The organism is Pseudomonas sp. HMSC076A11 (genome assembly GCF_001810205.1).
Classification (GTDB): domain Bacteria; phylum Pseudomonadota; class Gammaproteobacteria; order Pseudomonadales; family Pseudomonadaceae; genus Pseudomonas; species Pseudomonas aeruginosa.
Genome location: NZ_KV800299.1, coordinates 86,365 through 110,728, shown reverse-complemented (window position 1 = coordinate 110,728; position 24,364 = coordinate 86,365). Strand labels below are relative to the sequence as shown.

25 protein-coding genes are annotated in these 24,364 nt (G+C 65.5%); 11 read left to right on the top strand and 14 right to left on the bottom strand.

The genetic code is table 11. From position 1 onward, the window contains the following. The first annotated feature begins 202 nt into the window (after positions 1–202). The 10 genes from kdsD to HMPREF2716_RS12770 all read left to right on the top strand — a co-directional run bounded on the left by kdsD (position 203) and on the right by HMPREF2716_RS12770 (position 7,289). The gene (gene kdsD / locus HMPREF2716_RS12815; protein WP_023518072.1) at positions 203–1,183 is read left to right on the top strand and encodes an arabinose-5-phosphate isomerase KdsD; all 981 of its coding nucleotides are present in this window, start codon (positions 203–205) and stop codon (positions 1,181–1,183) included. Then, positions 1,183–1,722: a KdsC family phosphatase gene (locus HMPREF2716_RS12810; RefSeq protein ID WP_003098849.1), complete on the top strand. Its 540-nt coding sequence runs from the start codon at positions 1,183–1,185 to the stop codon at positions 1,720–1,722. The genes kdsD and HMPREF2716_RS12810 overlap by 1 nt, the downstream gene beginning before the upstream one ends. 8 nt (positions 1,723–1,730) lie before the next feature. Continuing rightward, on the top strand, positions 1,731–2,303 hold the full coding sequence (gene lptC, locus HMPREF2716_RS12805) for an LPS export ABC transporter periplasmic protein LptC (protein WP_003094353.1): 573 nt from the start codon (positions 1,731–1,733) through the stop codon (positions 2,301–2,303). Further along, entirely contained in the window at positions 2,290–2,817 is a 528-nt protein-coding gene (gene lptA / locus HMPREF2716_RS12800; protein WP_070621906.1) for a lipopolysaccharide transport periplasmic protein LptA, read from the top strand. The genes lptC and lptA overlap by 14 nt, the downstream gene beginning before the upstream one ends. Then, a complete protein-coding gene (gene lptB / locus HMPREF2716_RS12795; RefSeq protein ID WP_003094355.1) occupies positions 2,817–3,542 on the top strand; it encodes an LPS export ABC transporter ATP-binding protein in 726 nt (241 codons plus the stop codon). The genes lptA and lptB overlap by 1 nt, the downstream gene beginning before the upstream one ends. 225 nt (positions 3,543–3,767) lie before the next feature. Continuing rightward, a complete protein-coding gene (locus HMPREF2716_RS12790; RefSeq protein WP_003094357.1) occupies positions 3,768–5,261 on the top strand; it encodes an RNA polymerase factor sigma-54 in 1,494 nt (497 codons plus the stop codon). A 77-nt stretch (positions 5,262–5,338) separates the two neighbouring features. Further along, complete coding sequence (hpf, locus tag HMPREF2716_RS12785; protein ID WP_003094359.1) at positions 5,339–5,647, top strand: ribosome hibernation-promoting factor, HPF/YfiA family; 309 nt, start codon at positions 5,339–5,341, stop codon at positions 5,645–5,647. A 13-nt stretch (positions 5,648–5,660) separates the two neighbouring features. Beyond that, on the top strand, positions 5,661–6,125 hold the full coding sequence (ptsN, locus tag HMPREF2716_RS12780) for a PTS IIA-like nitrogen regulatory protein PtsN (protein WP_003098853.1): 465 nt from the start codon (positions 5,661–5,663) through the stop codon (positions 6,123–6,125). A gap of 1 nt (position 6,126) precedes the next feature. Beyond that, entirely contained in the window at positions 6,127–6,987 is an 861-nt protein-coding gene (rapZ, locus tag HMPREF2716_RS12775; protein WP_003094361.1) for an RNase adapter RapZ, read from the top strand. 29 nt (positions 6,988–7,016) lie between these two features. Next, positions 7,017–7,289 carry an HPr family phosphocarrier protein gene (locus HMPREF2716_RS12770; protein ID WP_003094362.1) on the top strand — a complete coding sequence of 91 codons (273 nt, stop codon included), beginning with the start codon at positions 7,017–7,019 and terminating at the stop codon, positions 7,287–7,289. Positions 7,290–7,385: 96 nt separating this feature from the next. Here the strand turns inward: HMPREF2716_RS12770 and HMPREF2716_RS12765 are convergent, their stop codons facing one another. The 6 genes from HMPREF2716_RS12765 to pmbA all read right to left on the bottom strand — a co-directional run bounded on the left by HMPREF2716_RS12765 (position 7,386) and on the right by pmbA (position 12,699). Beyond that, a complete protein-coding gene (locus HMPREF2716_RS12765) occupies positions 7,386–8,318 on the bottom strand; it encodes a ZIP family metal transporter (protein ID WP_003120918.1) in 933 nt (310 codons plus the stop codon). Between the two features lie 18 nt (positions 8,319–8,336). Then, positions 8,337–8,948 carry a superoxide dismutase gene (locus HMPREF2716_RS12760; RefSeq protein ID WP_003098862.1) on the bottom strand — a complete coding sequence of 204 codons (612 nt, stop codon included), beginning with the start codon at positions 8,946–8,948 and terminating at the stop codon, positions 8,337–8,339. Between the two features lie 12 nt (positions 8,949–8,960). Beyond that, on the bottom strand, positions 8,961–9,410 hold the full coding sequence (locus HMPREF2716_RS12755) for a hypothetical protein (protein WP_003094369.1): 450 nt from the start codon (positions 9,408–9,410) through the stop codon (positions 8,961–8,963). 27 nt (positions 9,411–9,437) lie between these two features. Beyond that, a complete protein-coding gene (gene fumC, locus HMPREF2716_RS12750) occupies positions 9,438–10,814 on the bottom strand; it encodes a class II fumarate hydratase FumC (RefSeq protein ID WP_003116218.1) in 1,377 nt (458 codons plus the stop codon). Beyond that, complete coding sequence (locus HMPREF2716_RS12745) at positions 10,807–11,202, bottom strand: hypothetical protein (protein WP_003094374.1); 396 nt, start codon at positions 11,200–11,202, stop codon at positions 10,807–10,809. The genes fumC and HMPREF2716_RS12745 overlap by 8 nt, the downstream gene beginning before the upstream one ends. Before the next feature lie 147 nt (positions 11,203–11,349). Beyond that, the gene (pmbA, locus tag HMPREF2716_RS12740) at positions 11,350–12,699 is read right to left on the bottom strand and encodes a metalloprotease PmbA (protein ID WP_003110024.1); all 1,350 of its coding nucleotides are present in this window, start codon (positions 12,697–12,699) and stop codon (positions 11,350–11,352) included. A 98-nt stretch (positions 12,700–12,797) separates the two neighbouring features. Here pmbA and yjgA point away from each other — a divergent pair, with 98 nt between their 5' ends. Then, positions 12,798–13,322 carry a ribosome biogenesis factor YjgA gene (gene yjgA, locus HMPREF2716_RS12735; RefSeq protein WP_003094378.1) on the top strand — a complete coding sequence of 175 codons (525 nt, stop codon included), beginning with the start codon at positions 12,798–12,800 and terminating at the stop codon, positions 13,320–13,322. A 30-nt stretch (positions 13,323–13,352) separates the two neighbouring features. On the opposite strand, the gene tldD is transcribed toward yjgA, so the two are convergent. From tldD to mreB, 8 genes are all read right to left on the bottom strand, one after another. Beyond that, complete coding sequence (gene tldD, locus HMPREF2716_RS12730) at positions 13,353–14,795, bottom strand: metalloprotease TldD (protein WP_023518073.1); 1,443 nt, start codon at positions 14,793–14,795, stop codon at positions 13,353–13,355. 2 nt (positions 14,796–14,797) lie between these two features. Beyond that, positions 14,798–15,646, bottom strand: coding sequence for a carbon-nitrogen hydrolase family protein (locus HMPREF2716_RS12725; protein WP_003141315.1), 849 nt, complete (start codon positions 15,644–15,646; stop codon positions 14,798–14,800). 49 nt (positions 15,647–15,695) lie between these two features. After that, positions 15,696–19,526: a YhdP family protein gene (locus HMPREF2716_RS12720; RefSeq protein ID WP_023518074.1), complete on the bottom strand. Its 3,831-nt coding sequence runs from the start codon at positions 19,524–19,526 to the stop codon at positions 15,696–15,698. A gap of 14 nt (positions 19,527–19,540) precedes the next feature. Continuing rightward, complete coding sequence (gene rng, locus HMPREF2716_RS12715; RefSeq protein ID WP_003094386.1) at positions 19,541–20,998, bottom strand: ribonuclease G; 1,458 nt, start codon at positions 20,996–20,998, stop codon at positions 19,541–19,543. A 33-nt stretch (positions 20,999–21,031) separates the two neighbouring features. Continuing rightward, positions 21,032–21,637 carry a Maf family protein gene (locus tag HMPREF2716_RS12710; protein ID WP_023518075.1) on the bottom strand — a complete coding sequence of 202 codons (606 nt, stop codon included), beginning with the start codon at positions 21,635–21,637 and terminating at the stop codon, positions 21,032–21,034. An 89-nt stretch (positions 21,638–21,726) separates the two neighbouring features. Continuing rightward, positions 21,727–22,221: a rod shape-determining protein MreD gene (gene mreD, locus HMPREF2716_RS12705; protein ID WP_003094389.1), complete on the bottom strand. Its 495-nt coding sequence runs from the start codon at positions 22,219–22,221 to the stop codon at positions 21,727–21,729. Then, positions 22,221–23,261 (bottom strand): rod shape-determining protein MreC, encoded by a 1,041-nt coding sequence (gene mreC, locus HMPREF2716_RS12700; protein WP_071533941.1) that lies wholly within the window; start codon positions 23,259–23,261, stop codon positions 22,221–22,223. Before mreC ends, mreD begins: the two co-directional genes overlap by 1 nt. A gap of 31 nt (positions 23,262–23,292) precedes the next feature. Next, positions 23,293–24,330 carry a rod shape-determining protein MreB gene (gene mreB, locus HMPREF2716_RS12695; protein ID WP_003094393.1) on the bottom strand — a complete coding sequence of 346 codons (1,038 nt, stop codon included), beginning with the start codon at positions 24,328–24,330 and terminating at the stop codon, positions 23,293–23,295. Positions 24,331–24,364: the final 34 nt, after the last annotated feature.

Here is a 24,364-nt window from a genome sequence, read left to right as displayed (position 1 = left end):
CAGAAAAAAATCGCGTCGACGTCGAATATATCGACATTTATGCAGTCATAGCGCGGAGTGCAGATAACGGCGGCGTAACAGAGCATTGCAGTCCATACAACATTGCGCCGCGGGGGATGCGGACCGACTTCACAGCATGGCTGGTGTAAGCGGGGCACGCTTTCCCGTTATAATCCCGCCTTTAATCCAGGCGCCACATTCGTTGAACATGAGCCAGAACCTCGATTTCATCCATTCCGCCCAGCGCACCATCGGCCTCGAGCGCGACGCGGTAAACAGCCTGCTGGCGCGGATTGGCGACGATTTCGTCAAGGCCTGCGAACTGCTGCTGGCCGGCAAGGGCCGGGTCGTCGTCGTCGGCATGGGCAAGTCCGGTCACATCGGCAAGAAGATCGCCGCTACCCTGGCCAGCACCGGCACCCCCTCCTTCTTCGTGCATCCGGCCGAGGCCAGCCATGGCGACATGGGCATGATCACCAAGGACGACGTGGTCCTCGCCCTGTCCAACTCCGGCTCGACTGCCGAAATCGTCACCCTGTTGCCTCTGATCAAGCGCCTGGGCATCACCCTGATCAGCATGACCGGTAACCCCGAGTCGCCCCTGGCCAAGGCTGCGGAAGTGAACCTGGACGCCAGTGTCGGCCAGGAAGCCTGCCCACTGAACCTGGCCCCGACCTCCTCCACCACCGTAACCCTGGTCCTCGGCGACGCCCTGGCGATCGCCCTGCTCGAAGCCCGCGGCTTTACCGCGGAAGACTTCGCCTTCTCGCACCCGGGCGGTGCGCTGGGCCGCCGACTGCTGCTGAAGGTGGAAGACGTCATGCACGTTGGCGAAGGGCTGCCGCAGGTGCTGCTCGGCACCTCGCTGACCGGCGCGCTGATGGAAATGACCCGCAAGGGCCTGGGCATGACCGTAGTGCTCGACGAACATGGCAAGCTTGTCGGCATTTTCACCGATGGCGACCTGCGTCGCGCCCTGGATCGGGGCATCGACGTCCGCCAGGTCACCATCGACCAGGTGATGACCGTCCACGGCAAGACCGTCCGCGCCGAGATCCTCGCCGCGGAAGCCCTGAAGATCATGGAAGACAACAAGATCGGCGCCCTGGTGGTGGTCGACGCGGACGACCGTCCGATCGGCGCCCTGAACATGCACGACCTGTTGCGCGCAGGAGTGATGTAATGAGCGATACCCATTCGGCCGCGGAACTCCCGGTCCGGGCCAGCCGGATACGCCTGGCGATCTTCGACGTCGACGGCGTGCTGACCGACGGCAAGCTGTATTTCCTCGTCGACGGCAGCGAGTTCAAGACCTTCAACACCCTGGACGGACATGGCATCAAGATGCTCATCGCCTCCGGCGTGCGCACCGCCATCATCACCGGCCGCGACACTCCGGTGGTCGAACGGCGCGCGCGCAACCTGGGCATCCAGCATCTCTATCAGGGCCGGGAAGACAAGCTCGCCGTCCTCGACGAACTTCTCGGCGAACTCGGACTAGGCTATGAGCAAGTCGCCTACCTTGGCGACGACCTGCCCGATCTGCCGGTGATCCGCCGCGTCGGCCTGGGCATGGCGGTAGCCAGTGCCGACCCGTTCGTGCGCCAGCATGCCCATGGCGTCACCGCGGCCCGCGGCGGCGAAGGCGCCGCCCGCGAGTTCTGCGAACTGATCATGCGCGCCCAGGGTACGCTCGAAGCCGCCCAGGGCGCCTATCTGTAGAGCCGACCATGCCGAAGACACTACGCCAGAAACTGCTGCTCGCCCTGATCGCCCTGTTGCTGATCGTCGCGGGCTACTACTGGAACGTCGGGCTCGAGCTGTTCAACGAACAGCCGACCCGTCCCGGCCAGGACAATACCATCGACTACTATGCCGAGAATGCCCATAGCCTCCAGTACCAGGAGGACGGCAGCCTCGACTACGAGATGACCGCGGTGAAGCTGGAGCACCAGAAAGCCACGGACATCACTTTCGTCACCACCCCCGACCTGCTGCTCTTCCGTGGCAACGTGCAACCCTGGCACATCCAGAGCGCCCGCGCCGAAGTCGGACCGAAAGGCAAGGAGGTCGAACTCATCGACGACGTGCGCGTCGCACGTACCGATGCCAAGGGCCAACCAAGCATCCTGACCACCACTCGGCTGACCGTATTCCCCGACAAGAATTATGCACAGACCGAGCAAGCCGTTAAAATCGACGCGGCCAATGGAGTGACGACGGCTGTTGGAATGAAAGCGTATCTGAAAGACAGCCGGATGCACCTGCTGTCCAACGTAAGAGGTCAGCATGAGGTTCGTTAATACCCTCCCCCTTATTTTCGGTCTGACTGCCGCCCTCGGCAGCTCCATGGCCTTGGCCCTGCCTTCGGACCGCGAACAACCGATCCGCGTCCAGGCCGACAGCGCCGAACTGGACGACAAGCAGGGCGTCGCGGTCTACCGCGGCGACGTCGTGGTGACCCAGGACAGCACCAAGCTGACCGGCAACACCGTGACCCTGAAGCAGGACAAGAACGGCGACATCGAGGTCGTGACCTCGGTCGGCAAACCTGCCTACTACGAGCAGAAACCCGCTCCGGACAAGGACGTGACCAAGGCCTATGGCCTGACCATCCAGTACTTCGTCACGCAGAACCGGGTCGTGCTGATCGACCAGGCCAAGGTGATCCAGGAAGGCAACACCTTCGAAGGCGAGAAGATCGTCTACGACACCCAGCGCCAGATCGTCAACGCGGGTCGTGCCACCGGCTCCCAGGTGACCAGCCCGCGCCCGCGCATCGACATGGTCATCCAGCCGAAGAAAAAGGCCCAGTAATGGCAACGCTCAAAGCCCAGCACCTGGCCAAAAGCTATAAAGGCCGGCAAGTCGTCCGCGACGTCAGCATGTCCATCGATAGCGGGCAGATCGTCGGCCTGCTCGGTCCGAACGGTGCCGGCAAGACCACCTGCTTCTACATGATCGTCGGCCTGGTCCAGGCCGACCAGGGCGTGGTCCGCATCGACGAGCAGAACGTCACCCACCTGCCGATGCACGGGCGCGCCCGGGCCGGCATCGGCTACCTGCCGCAGGAAGCCTCGATCTTCCGCAAGCTGTCGGTATCCGACAACATCATGGCGATCCTCGAGACCCGCAGCGACCTCGATCGCAACGGTCGCAAGGAAGCCCTGGAAGGCCTGCTGCAGGAATTCCACATCCACCACATCCGCGACAACCTCGGCATGAGCCTGTCCGGCGGCGAACGACGCCGGGTGGAAATCGCCCGCGCCCTGGCCAGCGCGCCGAAATTCATCCTCCTCGACGAGCCCTTCGCCGGCGTGGACCCGATCTCGGTCGGCGACATCAAGCAGATCATCCATCACCTCAAGGCGAAGGGTATCGGCATCCTCATCACCGACCACAACGTCCGCGAGACCCTGGACATCTGTGAAACGGCGTATATCGTCAATGATGGGCAGTTGATCGCGGAAGGGGATGCCGAGAGCATCCTCGCCAACGACCTGGTCAAGGAAGTCTACCTGGGGCACGAGTTCCGCCTCTGAAGAAATCTCCTAGCGCGCCCTCCGGCCTCGCCGGAGCGGTTCCGCTCGCCCGCGGTTTCGCAACCACGAGTGCCGCCTGGAGCGGATGATTTATTCAGAGCAACCCTAGGCAAAGTACGAAAATTCAGGCATATAATTTGCTTCCTGGCGGTGCCGCCACCTCGGCACCCGTAGTAGTGGATGGTGCCATCCGGTACCAGCGAATAAGGTACTAAGCCCTCAGCCATGAAACCATCGCTAGTCCTCAAGATGGGCCAGCAGCTGACGATGACGCCGCAGCTGCAACAGGCCATACGCCTCCTCCAGCTATCCACCCTGGACCTCCAGCAGGAAATCCAGGAAGCGCTGGAATCCAATCCCATGCTCGAACGCCAGGAAGACGGCGACGATTTCGACAACAGCGACCCTCTCGCCGATGGCGCCGAACAGGCGGCCAGCGCGCCCCAGGAGAGCCCTCTCCAGGAAAGCGCCACGCCCAGCGTCGAAAGCCTCGACGACGACCAGTGGAGCGAACGCATACCCAGCGAGTTGCCGGTGGATACCGCCTGGGAAGACATCTACCAGACCAGCGCCAGCAGCCTGCCCAGCAACGACGATGACGAATGGGACTTCACCGCGCGCACCAGCAGCGGCGAGAGCCTGCACAGCCACCTGCTCTGGCAGGTCAACCTGGCACCGATGTCGGACACCGATCGGATGATCGCGGTGACCATCATCGATAGCATCAACAACGATGGCTACCTCGAAGAGTCCCTCGAGGAAATCCTCGCCGCCATCGATCCGGAACTGGACGTCGAGCTCGACGAAGTGGAAGTCGTGCTGCGCCGCATCCAGCAACTGGAACCCGCCGGCATCGGCGCCCGCAACCTGCGCGAGTGCCTGCTGCTGCAACTGCGCCAGTTGCCGTCCACCACGCCCTGGCTGAACGAAGCGCTGCGCCTGGTATCCGACTACCTCGACCTGCTCGGCGGCCGCGACTACAGCCAATTGATGCGGCGCATGAAGCTCAAGGAAGACGAACTGCGCCAGGTCATCGAGCTGATCCAGTGCCTGCATCCCCGGCCCGGTTCGCAGATCGAATCGAGCGAAGCCGAATACATCGTCCCCGACGTCATCGTGCGCAAGGACAACGAGCGCTGGCTGGTCGAGCTGAACCAGGAGGCGATGCCACGCCTGCGCGTCAACGCCACCTACGCCGGCATGGTCCGCCGCGCCGACAGCAGCGCCGACAATACCTTCATGCGCAACCAGTTGCAGGAAGCCCGCTGGTTCATCAAGAGCCTGCAGAGCCGCAACGAAACGCTGATGAAGGTCGCCACCCAGATCGTCGAGCACCAGCGCGGTTTCCTCGACTACGGCGAAGAAGCCATGAAGCCGCTGGTCCTGCACGACATCGCCGAAGCGGTGGGCATGCACGAATCGACCATTTCGCGGGTCACCACGCAGAAATACATGCATACGCCGCGCGGCATTTTCGAGCTGAAATATTTCTTTTCAAGTCACGTCAGTACCGCCGAAGGCGGGGAATGCTCGTCCACCGCGATCCGCGCGATCATCAAGAAACTGGTGGCCGCGGAAAATGCGAAAAAGCCATTGAGCGACAGCAAGATCGCTGGTTTACTGGAGGCACAGGGCATTCAAGTGGCTCGCCGCACCGTCGCCAAATACCGCGAATCCCTGGGCATAGCCCCTTCGAGCGAGCGCAAGCGACTGGTGTGACGTTGATCCACGCCAAGGTGTTCCGGAGGCAGGTTGCTAACCTGCCACTTACACACGGGCAACAAGGAGAACGCGGTATGCAAGTCAACATCAGTGGCCATCAACTGGATGTGACCGACGCCCTGCGCGACTATGTCGGCGAGAAACTGAGCCGTCTGGAGCGCCATTTCGACAAGATCACCAATGTTCAGGTGATCATGGAGGTCGAGAAACTGAAGCAGAAGATCGAAGCCACCCTGCGCATCGCCGGTGGCGAGATCGTAGCCAATGCGGAACATGAGGACATGTACGCGGCCATCGACCTGCTGATCGACAAACTCGACCGTCAACTGATCAAACACAAAGAGAAGTATCTCGAACGGCAGCAAGGCGTAGGCGCCCGCTGATCTCCCCTCCCCTATGATCCGACTTGAGCAAATCCTGACCCCCGGCCGTTCCCTCGTGAACGTGCCGGGCGGCAGCAAGAAACGCGTACTCGAACAAATCGCCAACCTGGTAGCCAGGGAGCTGCCGGAGTTCGACGCCCAGACCATCTTCGAAAACCTGGTGGCCCGGGAAAAACTCGGCTCCACCGGCTTCGGCAATGGCATCGCCATTCCGCACTGCCGCCTGTCTGGCTGCCAGAGCCCCATCAGCGCCGTGCTGCACCTGGATGCTCCCGTGGACTTCGACGCGCTGGACGGCGCGCCGGTCGACCTGCTCTTCGTCCTGCTGGTACCGGAGGCCGCGACCGAAGAACATCTCGAACTGCTCCGGCAGATCGCCGCCATGCTCGACCGTGCCGACGTACGCGACCGCCTGCGCAGCGCTCCCACTGCCGAAGCGCTTTATCAGATCGTGGTAGACGTACAGAACGGGCAATGACATGCGCCTGATCATCGTCAGTGGCCGCTCGGGCTCGGGCAAGAGCACCGCCCTGAACGTCCTCGAAGACAACGGCTTCTATTGCATCGACAACCTTCCCGCCAGCCTGCTTCCCGACCTGGCGCAGCGCGCCCTGTTGCACACGGAGCTACTGCAGCCACAGGTGGCGGTGTCGATCGACGCCCGCAACCTGCCCAGCCAGTTGCAGCGCTTCCCCGAACTGTTGCAGGAAGTGCGGGACAACCACATCAACTGCGATGTGCTATATCTCGACGCCGACGACGAGACGCTGCTCAAACGATTCTCGGAAACCCGCCGGCGCCACCCGCTGACCACCGACACCCGTTCGCTGGCGGAGGCGATTGGCGACGAGAGCCAATTGCTCGGACCGATCGCCGACCTCGCCGACCTGAAGCTGGACACCACCAGCCTCAACCTCTATCAGTTGCGCGACACCATCAAACTGCGCCTGTTGAACAAGCCGGAACCCGGCACCGCGTTCCTCGTCGAATCCTTTGGCTTCAAGCGCGGCATGCCAGTCGACGCCGACCTGGTGTTCGATGTGCGCTGCCTGCCGAACCCCTACTGGAAGCCCGAGTTGCGCGATCATTCGGGGCTGGAGCCGGAAGTCCGCGAGTATCTGGCCGCCCAGCCGGACGTCGAGGAAATGTACCAGGACATCGTCGGCTACCTGAACAAATGGCTGCCGCGCTTCGCCGCCAGTAACCGCTCATATGTAACAGTTGCGATAGGCTGTACCGGCGGGCACCATCGTTCGGTCTACCTCGCCGAGCGGATTGGCGCTGCACTCAGGGATTCCCTGAAGAACGTGCAGATTCGCCACCGCGATCTCAGCAGCTAGCCCATAACAAGAAGGACAGACTCCCCAAGATGCCCGCCCTCGAGATCACCATCATCAACAAGCTCGGTCTGCACGCCCGCGCGGCGGCCAAGTTCGTCGGCGTCGCGGGGCGCTACCCTTGCCAGGTCCGGGTCGGCCGCAATCCTGAAAGCTGCGTCGACGGCAAGAGCATCATGGCCGTGATGATGCTGGCTGCCGGCAAGGGCACCAACCTGCACCTGCATACCGAAGGCGAACAGGAAGACGAGGCGTTGAACGCGCTGGTCGAACTGATCAACAACCGTTTCGACGAAGGCGAGTAGCCTCTTCCCAGCGACAACGAAAAAGCCGCCAACTGGCGGCTTTTCCTTTCCGGCGATTACGGCCGACGTCAATTCAGCGCGGGTCGGATGAGTCCCCTAGCCCAGCGCGGTATCCAGCACCATCATCAGGCAGAAGCCGAACACCAGGCCCAGCGTAGCCTCGGCGGCATGTCCCTGGCGGTGGGACTCGGGAATGATCTCGTGGGTGACCACGAAGAGCATCGCTCCCGCCGCGGCGGCCAGCCCCCAGGGCAGGAGCAGCGCGGAGAGGCCGACCAGCCAGGCGCAGAGCACCGCGAACAGCGGCTCGACCAGGCCCGACGCGGCACCGACCAGCATCGCCTTGAAACGCGACATACCGACTCCGGCCAGCACCAGCGCCACCACCAGCCCTTCCGGTACATCCTGCAGAGCGATGCCCAGGGCGAGGCCGTTGGCCTCGTCCAGGCCGGCACCGGCCGACACGCCAACCGCCATGCCTTCGGGGATGTTGTGCAGGACGATGGCCGTGACGAACAGCAGGATGCGCGGGGGAATGCCACCGGACAGTGGCGCGCCCTCGCAACCGGGATGGACGTCCGGCATCAGCCGGCCGAGGATGAACAGCCCCATCACGCCGACCGCCAGGCCGAAACTGACCAGGAACCCCGCGCCGAACTTCGAGTAGCCGAGGTCGCCGGCCGCGGATAGCGCCGGCATGATCAGCGAGAAGGCCGTCGCCGAGAGCATCACGCCGGCACCGAAGCCCAGCAGCGCATCCGACAGGCGCGCCGGCATGGTCTTCACCACCAGCACCGGCATCGCCCCGAGGGCGGTACCGAAGGCGCAGAGCAGGCCGCCTTTCAACGCCAGCACGATGGGCGCCGGCAGGTTGAGTTCGGCCAGCAACAGCGCGTGGCGGCCGAGCAGGTAGCCGCCGCCGATGAAGATCAGCAGGCCCAGCAGGTTGCGCAGCGTCCGCCCGTTACCTTCGGCGATGCCATGGAGCAACGCCTTCATCGCCGCACCGCCAGGCTGCCGGCCAGCCATCTCGCATCACGGGTAGCATTAGGCCAGGGCTTGCGCATAGCGACGCGCGACCTCCCGCCAGTCGATCACGTTGTAGAAAGCGCCGATGTATTCCGGGCGGCGGTTCTGGTACTTCAGGTAATAGGCGTGCTCCCATACGTCCAGGCCGAGGATCGGCGTATTGCCGTTCATCAGCGGGCTGTCCTGGTTGCCGCTGCTCTCCACCAGCAAGCTGCCCTGGGGAGTCACGCTGAGCCAGGCCCAGCCGCTGCCGAAGCGGGTCAGCGCGGCCTTGGTGAACGCATCCTTGAACGCCTCGAAGCCCCCGAGCTGCTCATCGATGGCCCGCCCCAGGTCGCCATCGGGACGGCCACCGCCCTGGGGCGACATCACGGTCCAGAACAACGAGTGGTTGGCATGCCCACCGCCATTGTTGACAACCGGGGTGCGCAGCTTCTCCGGCAGACCAGCCAGTTGCCGCAGCAGGCTTTCCACCGGCTGCTCGGCATAGGGCGTGCCTTCCAGCGCGGCGTTCAGGTTGTTCACATAGGTCTGGTGGTGCTTGCTGTGGTGGATCTCCATGGTCAGCGCATCGATGTGCGGTTCCAGGGCATCGTAGGCGTAGGGCAAGGGCGGCAAGGCGTGGGGCATGGAAACTCTCCGTCAGTGATAGCGAAGTGAGGGGGGCGGAGCGAGGAACTCGGGTCGGACCTCCGCGTTCGGCGGTCCCTTGAGCAGGCGCTCGGTGCGCGGATAGGCACCGTGTTCGCCGATGAACGACAGCAGTTCGACATAGGTGCGCCGGCTGTGATGCTGGGCCGCCTGGCGCAGGGCCAACGGCAGCTTCTGGTCGGCGCTGACCCGCAACAGGCGCTCGTGGCAGGCGCAGAGGTATTCGGCGGTTTCCTCCGGTTGCTCCAGTTGCAGGTGCAAGTCGGCCAGGTTGTGATGGGAAATGACGAACGCCATCACCGCCTCGTCGGCGTCGCCCCAGCGTTCCAGCAGCACCTGGGCCAGGGCCAGGGCATGGAGGTAGTGCTCACGCGCATCGATCAATGCGCCGGTGACGAAACAGCGGTTGCCCTGTTCGATCGTTCGTTGCCAATGACGCATGGCGGTACCTCCAATGGTGGGGCGGCCTCAGAGGCCGCCAGCCGTGAGTTTTTCCGGATCCAGCAACACCTCCAGGCGCGCACGGTCCAGATCAGTGTTTTCCAGCGCCACATCGATGATCGGCCGTCCCTCGCGATAGGCCTGCTTGGCGATTTCCGCAGCCTTCTGGTAGCCGATGATCGGGTTCAGCGCAGTGACCAGGATCGGGTTGCGCGCCAACGCCTCGCTGAGCTTGCCCTGGTTGACCTTGAAGCTGGCGATGGCCTTGTCCGCCAGCAACCGGCTGACGTTGGCCAGCAACTGGATGCTGTGCAACAGGTTGTCCGCCACCAGCGGCAGCATCACGTTCAGTTCGAAGTTGCCCGATTGGCCAGCGACGGCAATGGCGGCGTCATTGCCGATCACCTGGGCGGCGACCATCGCGGTGGCCTCCGGGATCACCGGGTTGACCTTGCCGGGCATGATCGAGGAGCCTGGTTGCAGCGCTTCCAGCTCGATCTCGCCGAGCCCGGCAAGCGGCCCGGAGTTCATCCAGCGCAGGTCGTTGGCCAGCTTCATCAGGGTCACGGCCAGGGTCTTCAACTGGCCGGACGCAGCGACCGCCGTGTCCTGCGAACCGATCAGGGCGAAGAAGTCGTCGCCGGGGCGGAACGCCAACCCGGTCAGGTCGTTCAGCTCCTGGCTGAAACGTTCGGCGAACCGCGGATGGGCGTTGATCCCGGTGCCCACCGCGGTGCCGCCCTGTGCCAACTGCTGCAAGGCAGGAAGTACGCTCTCGATGTGCACGCCGGCCTGTCGCACCTGCTGCGCCCAGCCACCGAGCACCTGGCTCATGCGTACCGGCATCGCATCCATCAGGTGGGTGCGGCCGGTCTTCACATAGGCATGCACTTCGCCGGCCTTGCTCTGGATAGTCTGCTCCAGGTGGCGCAGCGCCGGCAGCAGGCATTCGCTGATCTCGAGGGCGGCACTGATGTGGATGGTCGAGGGGATGATGTCGTTACTGCTCTGCCCGCAGTTCACATGGTCGTTCGGATTGACCTTGCCGCCCAGGCGACGACTGGCCAGGGTCGCCACCACTTCGTTGGCGTTCATGTTGGAACTGGTGCCGGAGCCGGTCTGGAACACATCCACCGGGAAATGCTGCATGAAGTCCTCCTGCAGCAACTGCAGGCAGGTCTCGGCGATCGCCTCGCCCATCGGTGCATCCAGTTGCTGCAGGGAGACGTTCGCCCGCGCCGCCGCGGCCTTGGCCAGCAGCAGGGCGCGGACGAAGGCCTGGGGCATGCGCTGGCCGCTGACCGGGAAGTTGTTCACCGCGCGCTGGGTCTGGGCGCCGTAGAGGGCGGTCGCCGGGACCGCCAGTTCGCCCATGCTGTCGCGTTCGATGCGGGTGTCAGTCATCTTGGTTTCCTTGTTGCGGGTGATCGAAGCTCATCGACGGCGCCAGGTCCTGCCTGGCCATTCGTACGGAGAGCTGGCGCAGCCGTCGCCGCTGGCTGCCGTTGGTGGTCAATCGCTGAAGTTCGCAGAGGGGCCGGTAGGCGTAGTCGAGGCAGAGGCTGCGCCAGTGCCAGGGCAATATCGGATCGCGACCGGTATCGAGCAGGAGGTTGTAGGCTTTCTCGAACAGCGGCCAGGCGGCCACACCTTCCCAACCGGCGAGATAGCGCGCCTCGCCGAGGTACTGGTCGAGCAGGCGCGGTTCGTCGGGATCGAGCGCGCAGCGGATCTGCGTGCCCAGCCAGTACCAGTGATCCAATGCTTGCGGGTCGTGCGCCTCGAAGGACATGGCAACCTCACCAGACGATAATGAGATTGATTATTGTTTTCTTCTTGGCAAAAGACAAGCATGGTCCCCATAGAGGGGGACAATCGAACAGGCGGAAACGAAAACGCCAGCGACGAGCGCTGGCGTTCTACAGAGGGAAACCCGGCCTCAGCGTCCGGCTACCATCATCGACTCGACCAGTACAGAACCGGTATGCAGGTTGCCGCGCCGTTCGATGTCCTTGCCGACCGCGACGATACGGCGGAACAGGTCGCGCAGGTTGGCGGCGATGGTGACTTCCTGGACCGGGAACTGGATCTCGCCGTTCTCGACCCAGTAGCCGGCGGCGCCGCGGGAATAATCGCCGGTCACCAGGTTGACGCCCTGCCCCATCAACTCGGTGACCAGCAGGCCACGCCCCATCCGGCGTATGAGAGCGGCCTGGTCCTCGTCGCCATGGCTGACGAACAGGTTATGCACGCCGCCGGCGTTGGCCGTGCTCGGCAGACCGAGCTTGCGCCCGGAATAGGTGCCCAGGACATAGGACACCAGCTCGCCGTTCTCGACGAATGGCTTGGCGTAGGTCGCCAGGCCGTCGCTATCGAAGCTGGCGCTGCCGAGCGCGCCGACCAGGTGCGGCCGCTCGTCGATGCTCAACCACTCGGGAAACAGGCGCTGGCCCAGCGCGCCTTCGAGGAAGGATGACTTGCGATACAGGCTGCCGCCTGAGATCGCCCCGAGGAAATGGCCGAACAGGCCAACAGCGATTTCCGGAGCGAACAGCACCGGCACTTCGGCGGTCTGCACCGGCCGCGCGCCCAGTCGGCTGGCGGCGCGCTCGGCGGCGCGCCGGCCGATCGACTCGGCGCTGGCCAAGGCCTCGCCACGGCGGTTGACGTCATACCAATAGTCACGCTGCATCTGTCCTTCGCCCTCGGCGATCATCACGCAGCTGAGGCTGTGCCGGGTGCTGGCGTAACCACCGATGAAACCGTGGCTGTTACCGTATACCCGGCAGCCCTGGTGGGTATTCAGGGTGGTGCCGTCGGCCTTGGTCACCCGCTTGTCGGCGGCGAACGCCGCTGCCTCGCAAGCCAGGGCACGTTCCACGGCCTGCTCGGGACTCAGGCTCCATGGATGATAGAGGTCCAGCTCGGGCAACTCGCGGGCCATCAACGCGGCATCGGCGAGACCGGCGCATTCGTCCTCGGAGGTATGGCGGGCGATCGCCAGCGCCGCCGCCACCGTCTCGCGGATGGCCGCCTCGCCGGTCGCCGAGGTGCTCGCCGAGCCCTTGCGCTGACCTGCGTAGAGGGTGATGCCGAAACCTTGGTCACGGTTGAACTCGACGGTTTCCACCTCGCCCTGGCGCACGCTGGTGGACAGGCCCTGCTCCAGCGACACCGCCACTTCGCAGGCACTGGCGCCCTGGCGGCGGGCCTCGGCGATGATCTGCTCGACCTGCTCGCGAAGGTCCGGAAGCACGGAGGGACCGACTGCCGCGGCATGTAGACTCATCTGTTGACTCTCCTGTTGACGTGGCCGCCCACGCGGCCGGGCCGGACAAGCGGCCCCTGACTCGTTATCATGGCGGCGTTTTCCACTGGACCACCACCATGGCTGAATTTCACGACGACGACTCGCAATTCGAAGAGAAGAGCAAGTCGCAGATCAAACGCGAGCTGCATGCCCTGCAGGACCTCGGCGAGCGCCTGACCACCCTGCAACCGCAGTTGCTGGAGCGCCTGCCGCTCACCGACCCGCTACGCAAGGCGCTGCTCGAGGCGCCGAAGCACAAGGCGCACATCGCCCGCAAACGGCATATCCAGTACATCGGCAAACTGATGCGCGACCAGGACGTGGACGCCATCGTCGCCCTCATCGACCAGGTGGACTCCTCCACCCGCCAGTACAACGAACGTTTCCATGCCCTCGAACGTTGGCGCGACCAGTTGATCGCCGGCGGCGACGCAGCGCTCGACGCCTTCGTCGGGGAGTTCCCCGAGTGCGATCGCCAGCACCTGCGCGGCCTGGTCCGCCACGCCCAGCACGAGGCCGCGCACAACAAACCGCCGGCCGCCGCACGCAAAGTGTTCAAGTACATCCGCGAACTGGACGAAACCAAGCGCGGCCTGCGCTAGGTTTCGTCGCGCCGGCGCCCGGGCCATGCCTCAGGCGCCGGTGCCGCCGACGGTGATCGCATCGATCTTCAGGGTCGGCTGGCCGACGCCGACCGGCACCGACTGACCGTCCTTCCCGCAGGTTCCCACGCCACTGTCCAGGGCCAGGTCGTTGCCGACCATGGATACCCGGCTCATCGCTTCCGGACCGTTGCCGATCAGGGTGGCGCCTTTCACCGGGGTGGTGATCCTGCCGTTCTCGATCAGGTAGGCCTCGCTGGTGGAGAACACGAACTTGCCGCTGGTGATATCGACCTGGCCACCGCCGAGGTTGGCGCAGTAGATACCCTTCTCCACCGAGGCGATGATTTCCTGCGGATCGCTCTCGCCGGCCAGCATGTAGGTGTTGGTCATGCGTGGCATCGGCAGGTGCGCGTAGGACTCGCGGCGGCCGTTACCGGTGCGCGCCACGCCCATCAGGCGGGCGTTGAGCTTGTCCTGCATGTAGCCCTTGAGCACGCCGTTCTCGATCAGCACGTTGCAGTTGCTCGGCGTGCCTTCGTCATCCACGCTCAGCGAGCCGCGACGCCCGGCCAGGGTGCCGTCGTCGACGATGGTGCACAGGCTCGAGGCGACCTTTTCGCCGATCCGGCCGCTGTAGGCGGAGCTGCCCTTGCGGTTGAAGTCGCCCTCCAGGCCGTGGCCGACCGCTTCGTGGAGCAGGACCCCGGACCAACCCGCGCCCATCACCACCGGCAGGGTGCCGGCCGGCGCGGGAATCGCCTCGAGGTTGACCAGCGCCTGGCGCAGGGCCTCGCGGGCGTAGCCCATGGCACGATCTTCCTGGAGGAAATAGCGATAGTCGGTGCGACCGCCGCCGCCGTGGCCGCCGCGTTCGCGTCGGCCGTTCTGTTCGACGATCACGCTGACGTTGAAACGCACCAGCGGACGAATGTCGGCGGCCAGCGAACCGTCGCTGGCCGCTACCAGGATCTGCTCCCAGACGCCGGCCATGCTCACCGTGACCTGCTGGATGCGGGGATCGAGCGCACGGGTAGCGGCGTCGATCTGCTTCAGCAACTCGACCTTCTCGGCACGGCTGAGCACGCCCAGCGGGTTCTCGCCGGCGTACAGGCGAGCCGGCACCACGGCCTTGAACGCCTGCACGCTGCCGTTCTGTCCCGCACGGGAAATCGAACGGGCCGCCACCGCGGCCTGTTTCAACGCCTCGGCGGTGATCGCATTGCTATAGGCGAAGCCGGTCTTCTCGCCCGACTGCGCGCGTACCCCGACGCCCTGGTCGAGATTGAAGCTGCCTTCCTTGACGATGCCGTCCTCGAGCATCCACGACTCGGAGACCTGGCTCTGGAAATACAGGTCGGCGGCATCGATGCCCGGGCCGTTCAGTTCATGAAGAATGCCGGGCAGGCTGTCCAGCTCCAGACCACCGGGGGCCAGCAACTGCTGGCTGACGGATGACAACAACTCGCTCATATTCACTCCGTACGCGCCGGCCGCGGTTCGGCCGGCGGGAAAAATCGTCTGTGCGCCACCACCGGCATGCGCCGGCGGATATCCGCCTGTTCTGCGGCGTCGCGCGCCGCCAGCAGCACCGCTTCGCCCTGCGGCCGCTCGGCCAGGACCCGGCCCCAGGGATCGACGATGGCCGAATGGCCGAACGTCTCCCGGCCCCGTGGGTGGACGCCACCCTGTCCGGCCGCCAGTAGGTAGCACTGGGTCTCGATGGCGCGGGCGCGGACCAGCACCTGCCAGTGCGCCGCGCCGGTCACCGCGGTGAACGCCGACGGCGCCGTGATCAGCTCTGCGCCGGCCTCGCGCAGCGCGGTATAGAGTTCCGGAAAACGCAGGTCGTAGCAGACCGTCAGGCCAAGGCGACCGACCGGCGTATCCGCCACCACGATCTTCTGACCGAAAGCATAGTCGTCGGATTCACGATAGCGGCCCCGCGCATCGGCTACGTCCACATCGAACAGGTGCAGCTTGTCGTAGCGGGCGACCCGCTCTCCGTGCTCGTCGATCAGCAGCGAACAGGCATTCGCCTTCGCCTCGGGCTGCCCATCCGGCGGCAGCGGCAGCGTTCCGGCGACTATCCACAACCTGAGGTCGCGAGCGGCGGAATTCAACCACGACAGGATCGGCCCGTTCCCCCGCGCCTCGGCGCGCCCCAGTTCGGCCAGGTCGCGCCGGCCCATGGCGGCGAAGTTTTCCGGCAGCACGGCGAGCCGCGCCCCACCCTCGGCGGCCTGTTCCAGCAGGCGACGGGCGGCGGCCAGGTTGGCCGTCACGTCGTCCTGGCTGACCATCTGGATCACGGCAATGGACATGATTTCCTCCTCGCGGACGAAAGCGCCGCGTCGCGGCACCGGGCGCCGCTCAGCGGGGCTTCTCGAATGGCTTGTCGAAGCTGATCTTCGGATCCTGCCAGGGGCCCTTGACGCTGTATTGCACGCTGGCGAAGCGCGAGACCCGGTCGCCGAGCAGCTTGTCGACGACGAAGACCGCGCCACCGACCGCCGGACCGCCGACTATCAGTGCCGCCAGGGTCAGGTTGTTGGTCAATGGCAAGGTCACCAGCAGCTTGGCGTCGACCCGATCGTGAGCCAGGTCCAGGGTACCGTTCAACTCCAGGTTGCTCGACGGCCCTTCCAGCTTCAGCGGCTCGCGGGTGATGTAGACGCCGTCGGTGGCGGAGAGAACCCCCTTCACCCGGTCATAGCTCAGTCCCTTGCCGAGGATGTCCGAGAAGTCCAGGCGCAGCCGGCGGTTGATCGCGTTGAAATTGAGCAGGCCGAACACTCGCAGCGCCTGGGCGCTGCCTTCGACCTCGACGAACTGCCCCTTGCGCAGCGATGCATCCATGCTGCCGCTGAAGCGCTTCAGGGCCATGTAGGCCGGCGATCCCGGCCACTGGCCGTTGATATCCATGCGGAAACGTTCGCTGGTGGCGCTCGGCGCGAAATTCCAGGCCTTGAGCACATCCGCCAGGTTCTTGCCCTCGATCCGTCCCTGATAGGTGCTGCGGGTATTGCCCGGACTGCCGTCCCAGCGCAGGCTGCCGTTGACGTGCAGGCCACGCAGGTCGAGGTCCAGGTCGTTGAACGCCACGCCGTTGCTGCCCGGCCGTACCTTCAGGCTCCAGGCGCCCAGCGGCTGGCCGCCGAGGGCGACCTGGCCGATCTTCACGTCTACCGCCGGCAGGCTGCGCGGATCGACGGCGGCCAGCGGGTCCGAATCCTCCACCTTGTTCTCGTCGGGAAGGGTCGACTTCGGCAGGTTCAGGCGGTCCAGATCGACCACGATCGGCGCGCCCCTGGCATCCGGCAAGACCAGACGCCCCGATGCGAGGTCGCTGACCAGCACCAGTTGCCAGGCCCGCTCCTGGCGGGCCAGGTCGACGGTCAGGTTCTTCAGCTCCTGGCCGAAGCCCTTGAAGCTGTCGATGCGCAGGTCGGCGCCGCGCAGCAAGCCCGCAGCGCTACTGGCAGCCTGGTCGCCATTGCCGTAGCGCTTCAGGGTGGCCTGCCAGGCGTCCCAGTCCAGTTCCGCCAGACGCCCGCGCACCCGCAGCCCCTGTGCCGAGGGCAGCAACGCCGGGTCACCGCCCAGGCGCAGGGCGCCGCGTCCGTTCAGCGGCTTGTCCGCCGGGGCCGCATAGGCCAGGCTGGCGAGGCCGTCGTAACGCGCCCAGTAACGCCGTTCGGCGCCATCCAGGGTCATCCGCCATTGGGTCGGCCGCGCCTGGGCGGCCGTCTTGCCGAACGGCGCCGGCAGGTCGACGACGGCGCCCTTGAGATCCGAATCGATCTGCAACTGGCTGTCCTTGCCATCCAGCAGCAGGTTGAGCTGGAACGGCAGGCGTCCCGAGACCGGCAACGGACGCTGGCCAGCGCCGAGCCAGTCGCTCAGCGACTTGACCGCCACCTGGCCGTTGAGCAGCAAGCGCGTGCGCGCATCGCCGCGCCCCTCGGCGACGATCCGCCCACGTACCTCGCTGCCCAGCACCCGGGCCTGCACCGCCGGGGCGCTCAGGCCCTTGGCCAGGTCGAAACGGAAGTCGCCCTTCACTTCGCTCATATCCAGCTTCGGACTGGGCATCTTCAGGGTCACGCCCACGGTGGAGAAATCCACGACCACCCCGGTCTTGCCGGCCTCGTCGTGGTCCAGCGGAATATCCAGCTTCAGGTGGCCCTGCAAGGGCCCATCGCCCTCCCAGCCGGCGAAGATCTTGCGGGTCGGGATCGGCGCTTCCTGGAGCAGCTTGATGCCGTCCTTCAGGTTACTGTCGACGGCCCCATCCACATACAGGTGCGGCGTCTGTCCCGGACGGCCGAGGGGAATGTCGACCTTGACGTCGCTGACCCGGGAATTCAGCAGATTCCCGCTGGAGGCCAGCACGCGGACTCCGGAATCCTCGACGAACACCTCGCCGACCGTTTTGCTCAGGACGGGCCAGCCGGGCTGGTAGGCCAGCTCGCCGTCGCGGACCTTGAAGTAGAGGTTCATGACGTGGGCTTCGGCCGCCGCGCCGCGGTTCAGCGAGCCCTGCCACTGGAAGTAGCCCTGCTCGACATGGCCACTGCGGATCGCCGTCTTCAACCAGTTCGCCAGGCTTTTGTTCATTCCCGGCAACTGGGTCGGCAGGTACTTGGCGGTGAAGCGCGCGTCGCCGTCGCTGAGGCCGACCTGCAGGTCCATGTAGTCTTCAGCGCCGGGATCGCGCATCAGGCGGATCAGCATGTCGCCGGCCAGGCGGCCCTCCTCGCCCTCGACCCGCATCAGGTGGCTGCCGAGGGTGAAGGCGCGGTCGTCCAGGCTCCAGAACATCCGCGTGCGGGCCTCGCGGTAGCGCCACGGCTCGGGAAACACCTTGGCCAGGTGCAGCATGAAATCCTGCGCCGACGCGTCGAGCTGGCCTCCGGCCAGGGTGCCGGTCAAGGTGCCGCTGACGTTTTCCACCGCCGGGACCTCATGGAACGCCGAGATACCGACCTTTTCCAGGTTGGTCGCGTAGCTGACCCGCTCGGGCACCTCTCGCTGCGGCCAGAAATCGGCGTTCAGGTTGTGCAGGATGCCCTTCGGCTTCAGGCCCGCCACCCACTCCGCCGCCGCGTCCGGCAGCGGCGCCAGCGCTTCTATCGCCGGCACCAGGGGCGTCAGGTCGACGCGGTCGGCCTGCAGCTTCCAGTGTGGCTCGTTGTTCTGCTGGTCGCGACGCAACAGCAACTCCACCTCGCCCCAGCGCTGCTCGCCGAAATTCGCCGCCAGGTCGCCGACCCGAACCTTCCAGCCCTGCGCTTCGCGATCGAAGAACAGGTTCATGCCCAGGTCGTTGATTTCCACCGGCTTGCGCGCGGCATACGAGGCCTTCAACTGCGGCGCCAGCAGCCGTGCCACCAGCCGTTGCGCCTTGCCGTCGCGCCAGTCGAACCAGAAGTCTCCGCCGGCCTTGGCCCGGACGATCTTCCATTCCTGGGTCAGACCGGCCGGCAACCATTGCGCCCAGTCGCTCTGCGGCAGGCTGAGATAGACCCTGGCGCTGCTGCGCGGCCAGTCCTCGCTGTCGATCCGCCCTTCGGCGTGCAGCGCCAGGGGTTGGCCATCCGGCAGTTGCAGGCGGGCATCGAGACTCTGCCCACCGACCGATGAACTGCGCAGGGTCGCGCCGACCGCGCTGAGCGACAGCGCTGCGCTTCCCCGCGGCGCCACCTCCAGTTGGCTGTCCAGCAGCGAGATGCGTTGGGTCTGCAGCAGGAATTGCAGGAGCTTCCGGGGATCGCTGGGCTTGTCACTGTGCGGCAGGCCATCCAGGCTCCACTGGCCATCCTCGCCTTCGCGCAGGGTCAGCTTGAGTCCCTCCAGCTCCAGGCTGCCGATCCGCACCTGGCGCGCCAGCAGGCTGCCGAGCAGGTCCGGCGCCAGCCGCACCCGCGCCAGGCGCAGACTCTGTTCGCCGTCGCCGACCTGGATGTCGCGCGCCACCACCAGAGGCTCGAAGCCGCGCCAGGAGCCCGTCAGCTCGGCAATCCGCACCGGTATGCCGAGTTGCTTGCCAGCTTCCTCCTCCAGCTGCTGGCGGTATTCGGCCACCAGCGGCACCAGTTGCCGGCCAAGGCTGACGTACAGCGCCAGCAGCACCAGTACCAGGGCGCACAGACCCAGGACGATCCGTAGCAGTCGCGTTCCGAGGCTTCCCACATCCGCCATTTCAGCCATACGCCTCAGAGCAGGACCACGTCATATTGCTCCTGCGAGTACATCGCCTCGACCTGGAACTTGATGGTGCGGCCGATGAACGCCTCGAGATCGGCGACGTTACCCGACTCCTCGTCGAGCAGCCGGTCCACCACCTTCTGGTTGGCCAGCACCAGGTAGGAGTCGGCCTGGTAGGCACGCGCCTCGCGGAGAATCTCGCGGAAAATCTCGTAGCAGGTGGTTTCCGCAGTCTTCAGCATGCCGCGTCCCTGGCAGCAGGGGCACGGCTCGCAGAGGATCTGCACCAGGCTTTCGCGGGTGCGTTTGCGGGTCATCTGCACCAGGCCCAACTCGGTGATGCCGATGATGTTGGTCTTCGCGTGGTCGCGCTCCAGTTGCTTCTCCAGGGTGCGCAGGACCTGCCGGCGATGCTCCTCGTCCTCCATGTCGATGAAGTCGATGATGATGATCCCGCCCAGGTTGCGCAGGCGCAGTTGGCGGGCGATCGCGGTGGCCGCCTCGAGGTTGGTCTTGAAGATGGTTTCCTCGAGGTTGCGATGGCCGACGAAGGCGCCGGTGTTCACGTCGATGGTGGTCATCGCCTCGGTCGGATCGACGATCAGGTAGCCGCCGGACTTCAGCAGTACCTTGCGCTCCAGGGCTTTCTGGATTTCGTCCTCGACGCCGTAGAGATCGAAGATCGGTCGCTCGCCCGGGTAGTGTTCGAGGCGATCGGAAATCTCCGGCATCAATTCTTCGACGAAGGAAGTGATCTTCTGGAAGTTCTCTCGCGAGTCGATGCGGATCTTCTCGATCCGCGGGTTCACCAGGTCGCGCAGGGTACGGATCGCCAGGGACAGGTCTTCGTAGATCACCGAAGGCGCGCCGACGGTCTGGATCTGCGCGGCGATCTGGTCCCATAGCCGGCGAAGGTAGCGGATGTCGGCGAGAATCTCGTCCTCGCCCGCACCTTCCGCGGCGGTGCGCAGGATGAAGCCACCCTGTCCCTCGATGCCTTCCGCCGCCACGCAGTCGGCCACCACCTTCTTCAGGCGCTCGCGCTCGACTTCGTCCTCGATCCGCAGGGATATCCCGACATGGCTGGTGCGCGGCATGTACACCAGATAGCGCGAAGGAATCGACAGGTGGGTGGTCAGCCGTGCGCCCTTGGTGCCGATCGGATCCTTGGTCACCTGCACCACCAGCGCCTGCCCCTCATGGACCAGGGCACTGATGCTTTCCACGGCGCTGCCTTCGCGATTGGATATCTCGGCGGCATGGATGAACGCCGCACGTTCCAGGCCGATGTCGACGAACGCCGCCTGCATCCCCGGCAGTACCCGTACCACCCGCCCCTTGTAGATATTGCCGACGATGCCGCGCCGCTGGGTGCGTTCGACATGCACTTCCTGCAGGACGCCGTTTTCCACCACCGCCACGCGCGACTCCATCGGCGTGATATTGATCAGGATCTCTTCGCTCATGCGTCCACTGTCCTTATTTCGGCGCGTTAGGCGTTACGGCGGGTTGCCACCCACGGGCTGCCAGCAAGGGATGCCGAATTCCCTCAACAGTTCCGCAGTTTCACACAAAGGCAGCCCGACCACCGCACTGTAACTGCCTTCGATGCGACTGACGAATATCGCCCCGAGGCCCTGGATCGCATATCCGCCTGCCTTGTCCGCCGGCTCGCCGCTCTGCCAGTAGCGCAGCGCTTCTTCCGGAGCGACCTGGCGGAAGCGCACCCGGCACTCCACCACCCGCGCCTCGACGCCACCAGCGGCGGCCAGGGCCACGGCGGTGAGAACCTGGTGTTCGCGCCCGGACAGCGCAGCCAGCATGGCCAGCCCGTCGGCCTGGTCCACGGGCTTGCCGAGAATTCGCCCGTCGATCACCACCGAGGTATCCGCGCCCAGGACACAACCGTCCTCGCCACGCCCTTCCAGCATAGCCAGCCCGGCGGCCGCCTTGCCGCGCGCCAGGCGCTCGACGTAGGCGGCGGGCGCTTCGCTCGGCAAGGGGGACTCGTCGATAGCGGTGGCGAGCACGGACAGCGGCACGCCGATCTGGGTCAGCAGTTCACGGCGACGGGGCGAGGCGGAGGCGAGATACAGCGACGGCATGGAGGCTCCCGGGAAACGCGTCGGGCGATGCGCCGATCACCCGTTTCGAAGAATGACGATATCCGCCGCAGCATAGCTGCGAAGCGGACCTACCTCACGTTGAGACGCAGGCGGACGAACTGCAGCAGGGCGTACACCCAGGGCCAGAGCAGCGCGCTGACCAGGGCCGGGAGCAGGAAGGTCAGGGTCGGCGGACGATTGCCGGTCAGGGCGTTGAGCCAGAGCTGGAGCAGCTGCGCCAGGCCGTAGACCACCACCAGCACCAGGCACTGCTGCCAGGCCGGGAACATGCGCAGGCGCTGGTGCAGGGACAGCACGAGGAAGGTGATCAGGCCGAGGATCAGCGCGTTCTGCCCGAGCAGGTTGCCGTAGAGCACGTCCTGGGCCAGGCCGAGCAGCCAGGCGGTGACCATCCCGACGCGCTCGGGCAGCAGCAACACCCAGTAGGTCAGCAGCATCGCCAGCCACAGCGGGCGGCCGATCTCGGTGAAGGTAGGCATCGGCGCTACGGCCAGCACCAGCCCGACCAGCAGGCTCAGCCAGATCACCCAGACATTGTTCGAACCTTGAGTCGCGCGAGCCATCAGCGGCGTCCCCCGTTGGCCGCCGGAGCGGCAGGCTGCGTGGGGGCTGGCGCGGGCGCGGCGGCGGGCTGCTGCGCAGCGCCCTGGGCTGCCGGGGTGGCCGGCGACGGCGCGGCGGCCGGTTGCGCGGCAGGCTGGGGCGCCTGGGCGCCGGCGGCGGCTTTCTTGTCCGCCTCTTCCTGGGCCTCGGCGGCGTCGTTGGCGCGCTGTTCCGGGGTGCGGCTGTCGCTGAACACCAGCAGCACGTAGCGGCTACGGTTCATCTTCGCGGTCGGCACCGCGCGCACCACGGCGAACGGCTGGCCGGAATCGTGGATCACTTCCTTGACCGTGGCCACCGGATAGCCGGCGGGGAAGCGCTGCCCCAGGCCGGAGCTGACCAGTAGGTCGCCTTCCTTGATGTCGGCGGTGTCGGCGACGTAGCGCAATTCCAGGCGCTCGGGATTGCCGGTGCCGACGGCGATGGCGCGCAGGCCGTTGCGATTGACCTGCACCGGGATACTGTGGGTGGTGTCGGTGAGCAGCAGGACCCGCGCGGTATAGGGCATCACCTCGACCACCTGGCCCATCAGGCCGCTGGCATCGAGCACCGGCTGGCCGACGAAGACGCCGTCGTTCTCGCCCTTGTCGATCATGATGCGTTGGGTGAAGGGGTTCGGATCGACGCCGATCAGCTCGCTGACCAGTACCTTGTCGTCGACCAGCGCGGCGGAATTGAGCAGCTCGCGCAGGCGCACGTTCTGCTCGGTGAGCGCGGCGAGTTTCTGCACCCGGCGCTGCATCAGCAGGGACTCGGCCTTGAGGCGTTCGTTCTCGGCGATCAGCTCGCTACGGCTGCTGAACTGGTCGCGCACGCCTTCCCAGGCGCGCACCGGCATTTCCGCCAGGCCGTAGAAAGGCGTGAGCACCATCCCCAGCTTGCTGCGGACGGGCTCCAGATAGTCGAACCGGGCGTCCACCACCATCAGGCTGACCGACAGCACGGCCAGCACCAACAGGCGAACGCCCAGCGACGGGCCTTTGGAGAATAGCGGTTTGATGATCCGCTCCTAGGCGACGATGCTCGCCACCTTACTCGGTGGAGAGCAGGTCCATGGAGTGGCGGTCCATCATCTCCAGCGCGCGGCCACCGCCGCGAGCCACGCAGGTCAGCGGCTCCTCGGCGACGATCACCGGCAGGCCGGTTTCCTGTGCCAGCAGCTTGTCCAGGTCGCGCAGCAGCGCGCCACCGCCGGTCAGCACCAGGCCGCGCTCGGCGATATCCGAGGCCAGCTCCGGCGGCGATTGCTCGAGGGCGCTCTTGACCGCCTGGACGATGGTCGCCAGGGACTCCTGCAGGGCCTCGAGGACCTCGTTGGAGTTCAGGGTGAAGCTGCGCGGTACGCCTTCGGCCAGGTTACGGCCGCGGACGTCGACTTCGCGAACGTCGCCGCCCGGGAAGGCGGTGCCGATCTCCTGCTTGATGCGCTCGGCGGTGGATTCGCCGATCAGGCTGCCGTAGTTGCGGCGCACGTAGGTGACGATGGCTTCGTCGAAGCGGTCGCCGCCGACGCGGACGGATTCGGCGTAGACCACGCCGTTGAGGGAAATCAGGGCGATCTCGGTAGTGCCGCCGCCGATGTCTACGACCATCGAGCCGCGGGCCTCCTCGACCGGCAGGCCGGCGCCGATGGCGGCAGCCATCGGCTCTTCGATCAGGAACACCTCGCGGGCGCCGGCGCCCAGGGCGGATTCGCGGATGGCCCGGCGCTCGACCTGGGTGGACTTGCACGGTACGCAGATCAGCACGCGCGGGCTGGGCTGCAGGAAGCTGTTCTCGTGAACCTTGTTGATGAAGTACTGCAGCATCTTCTCGCAGACGCTGAAATCCGCGATCACGCCGTCTTTCATCGGACGGATGGCGGCGATGTTGCCCGGGGTACGGCCGAGCATGCGCTTGGCCTCGGTGCCCACGGCGACGACGCTCTTCTGGCTGCCATGGCTGCGAATGGCGACCACGGACGGTTCGTTCAGGACGATGCCGCGCTCGCGCACATAAATAAGGGTATTGGCAGTACCCAGGTCGATCGACAGATCGCTGGAAAACATGCCACGCAATTTTTTGAACATGGGAAAGAAACCCTAGGCGAAGCGTGGGTGAAAA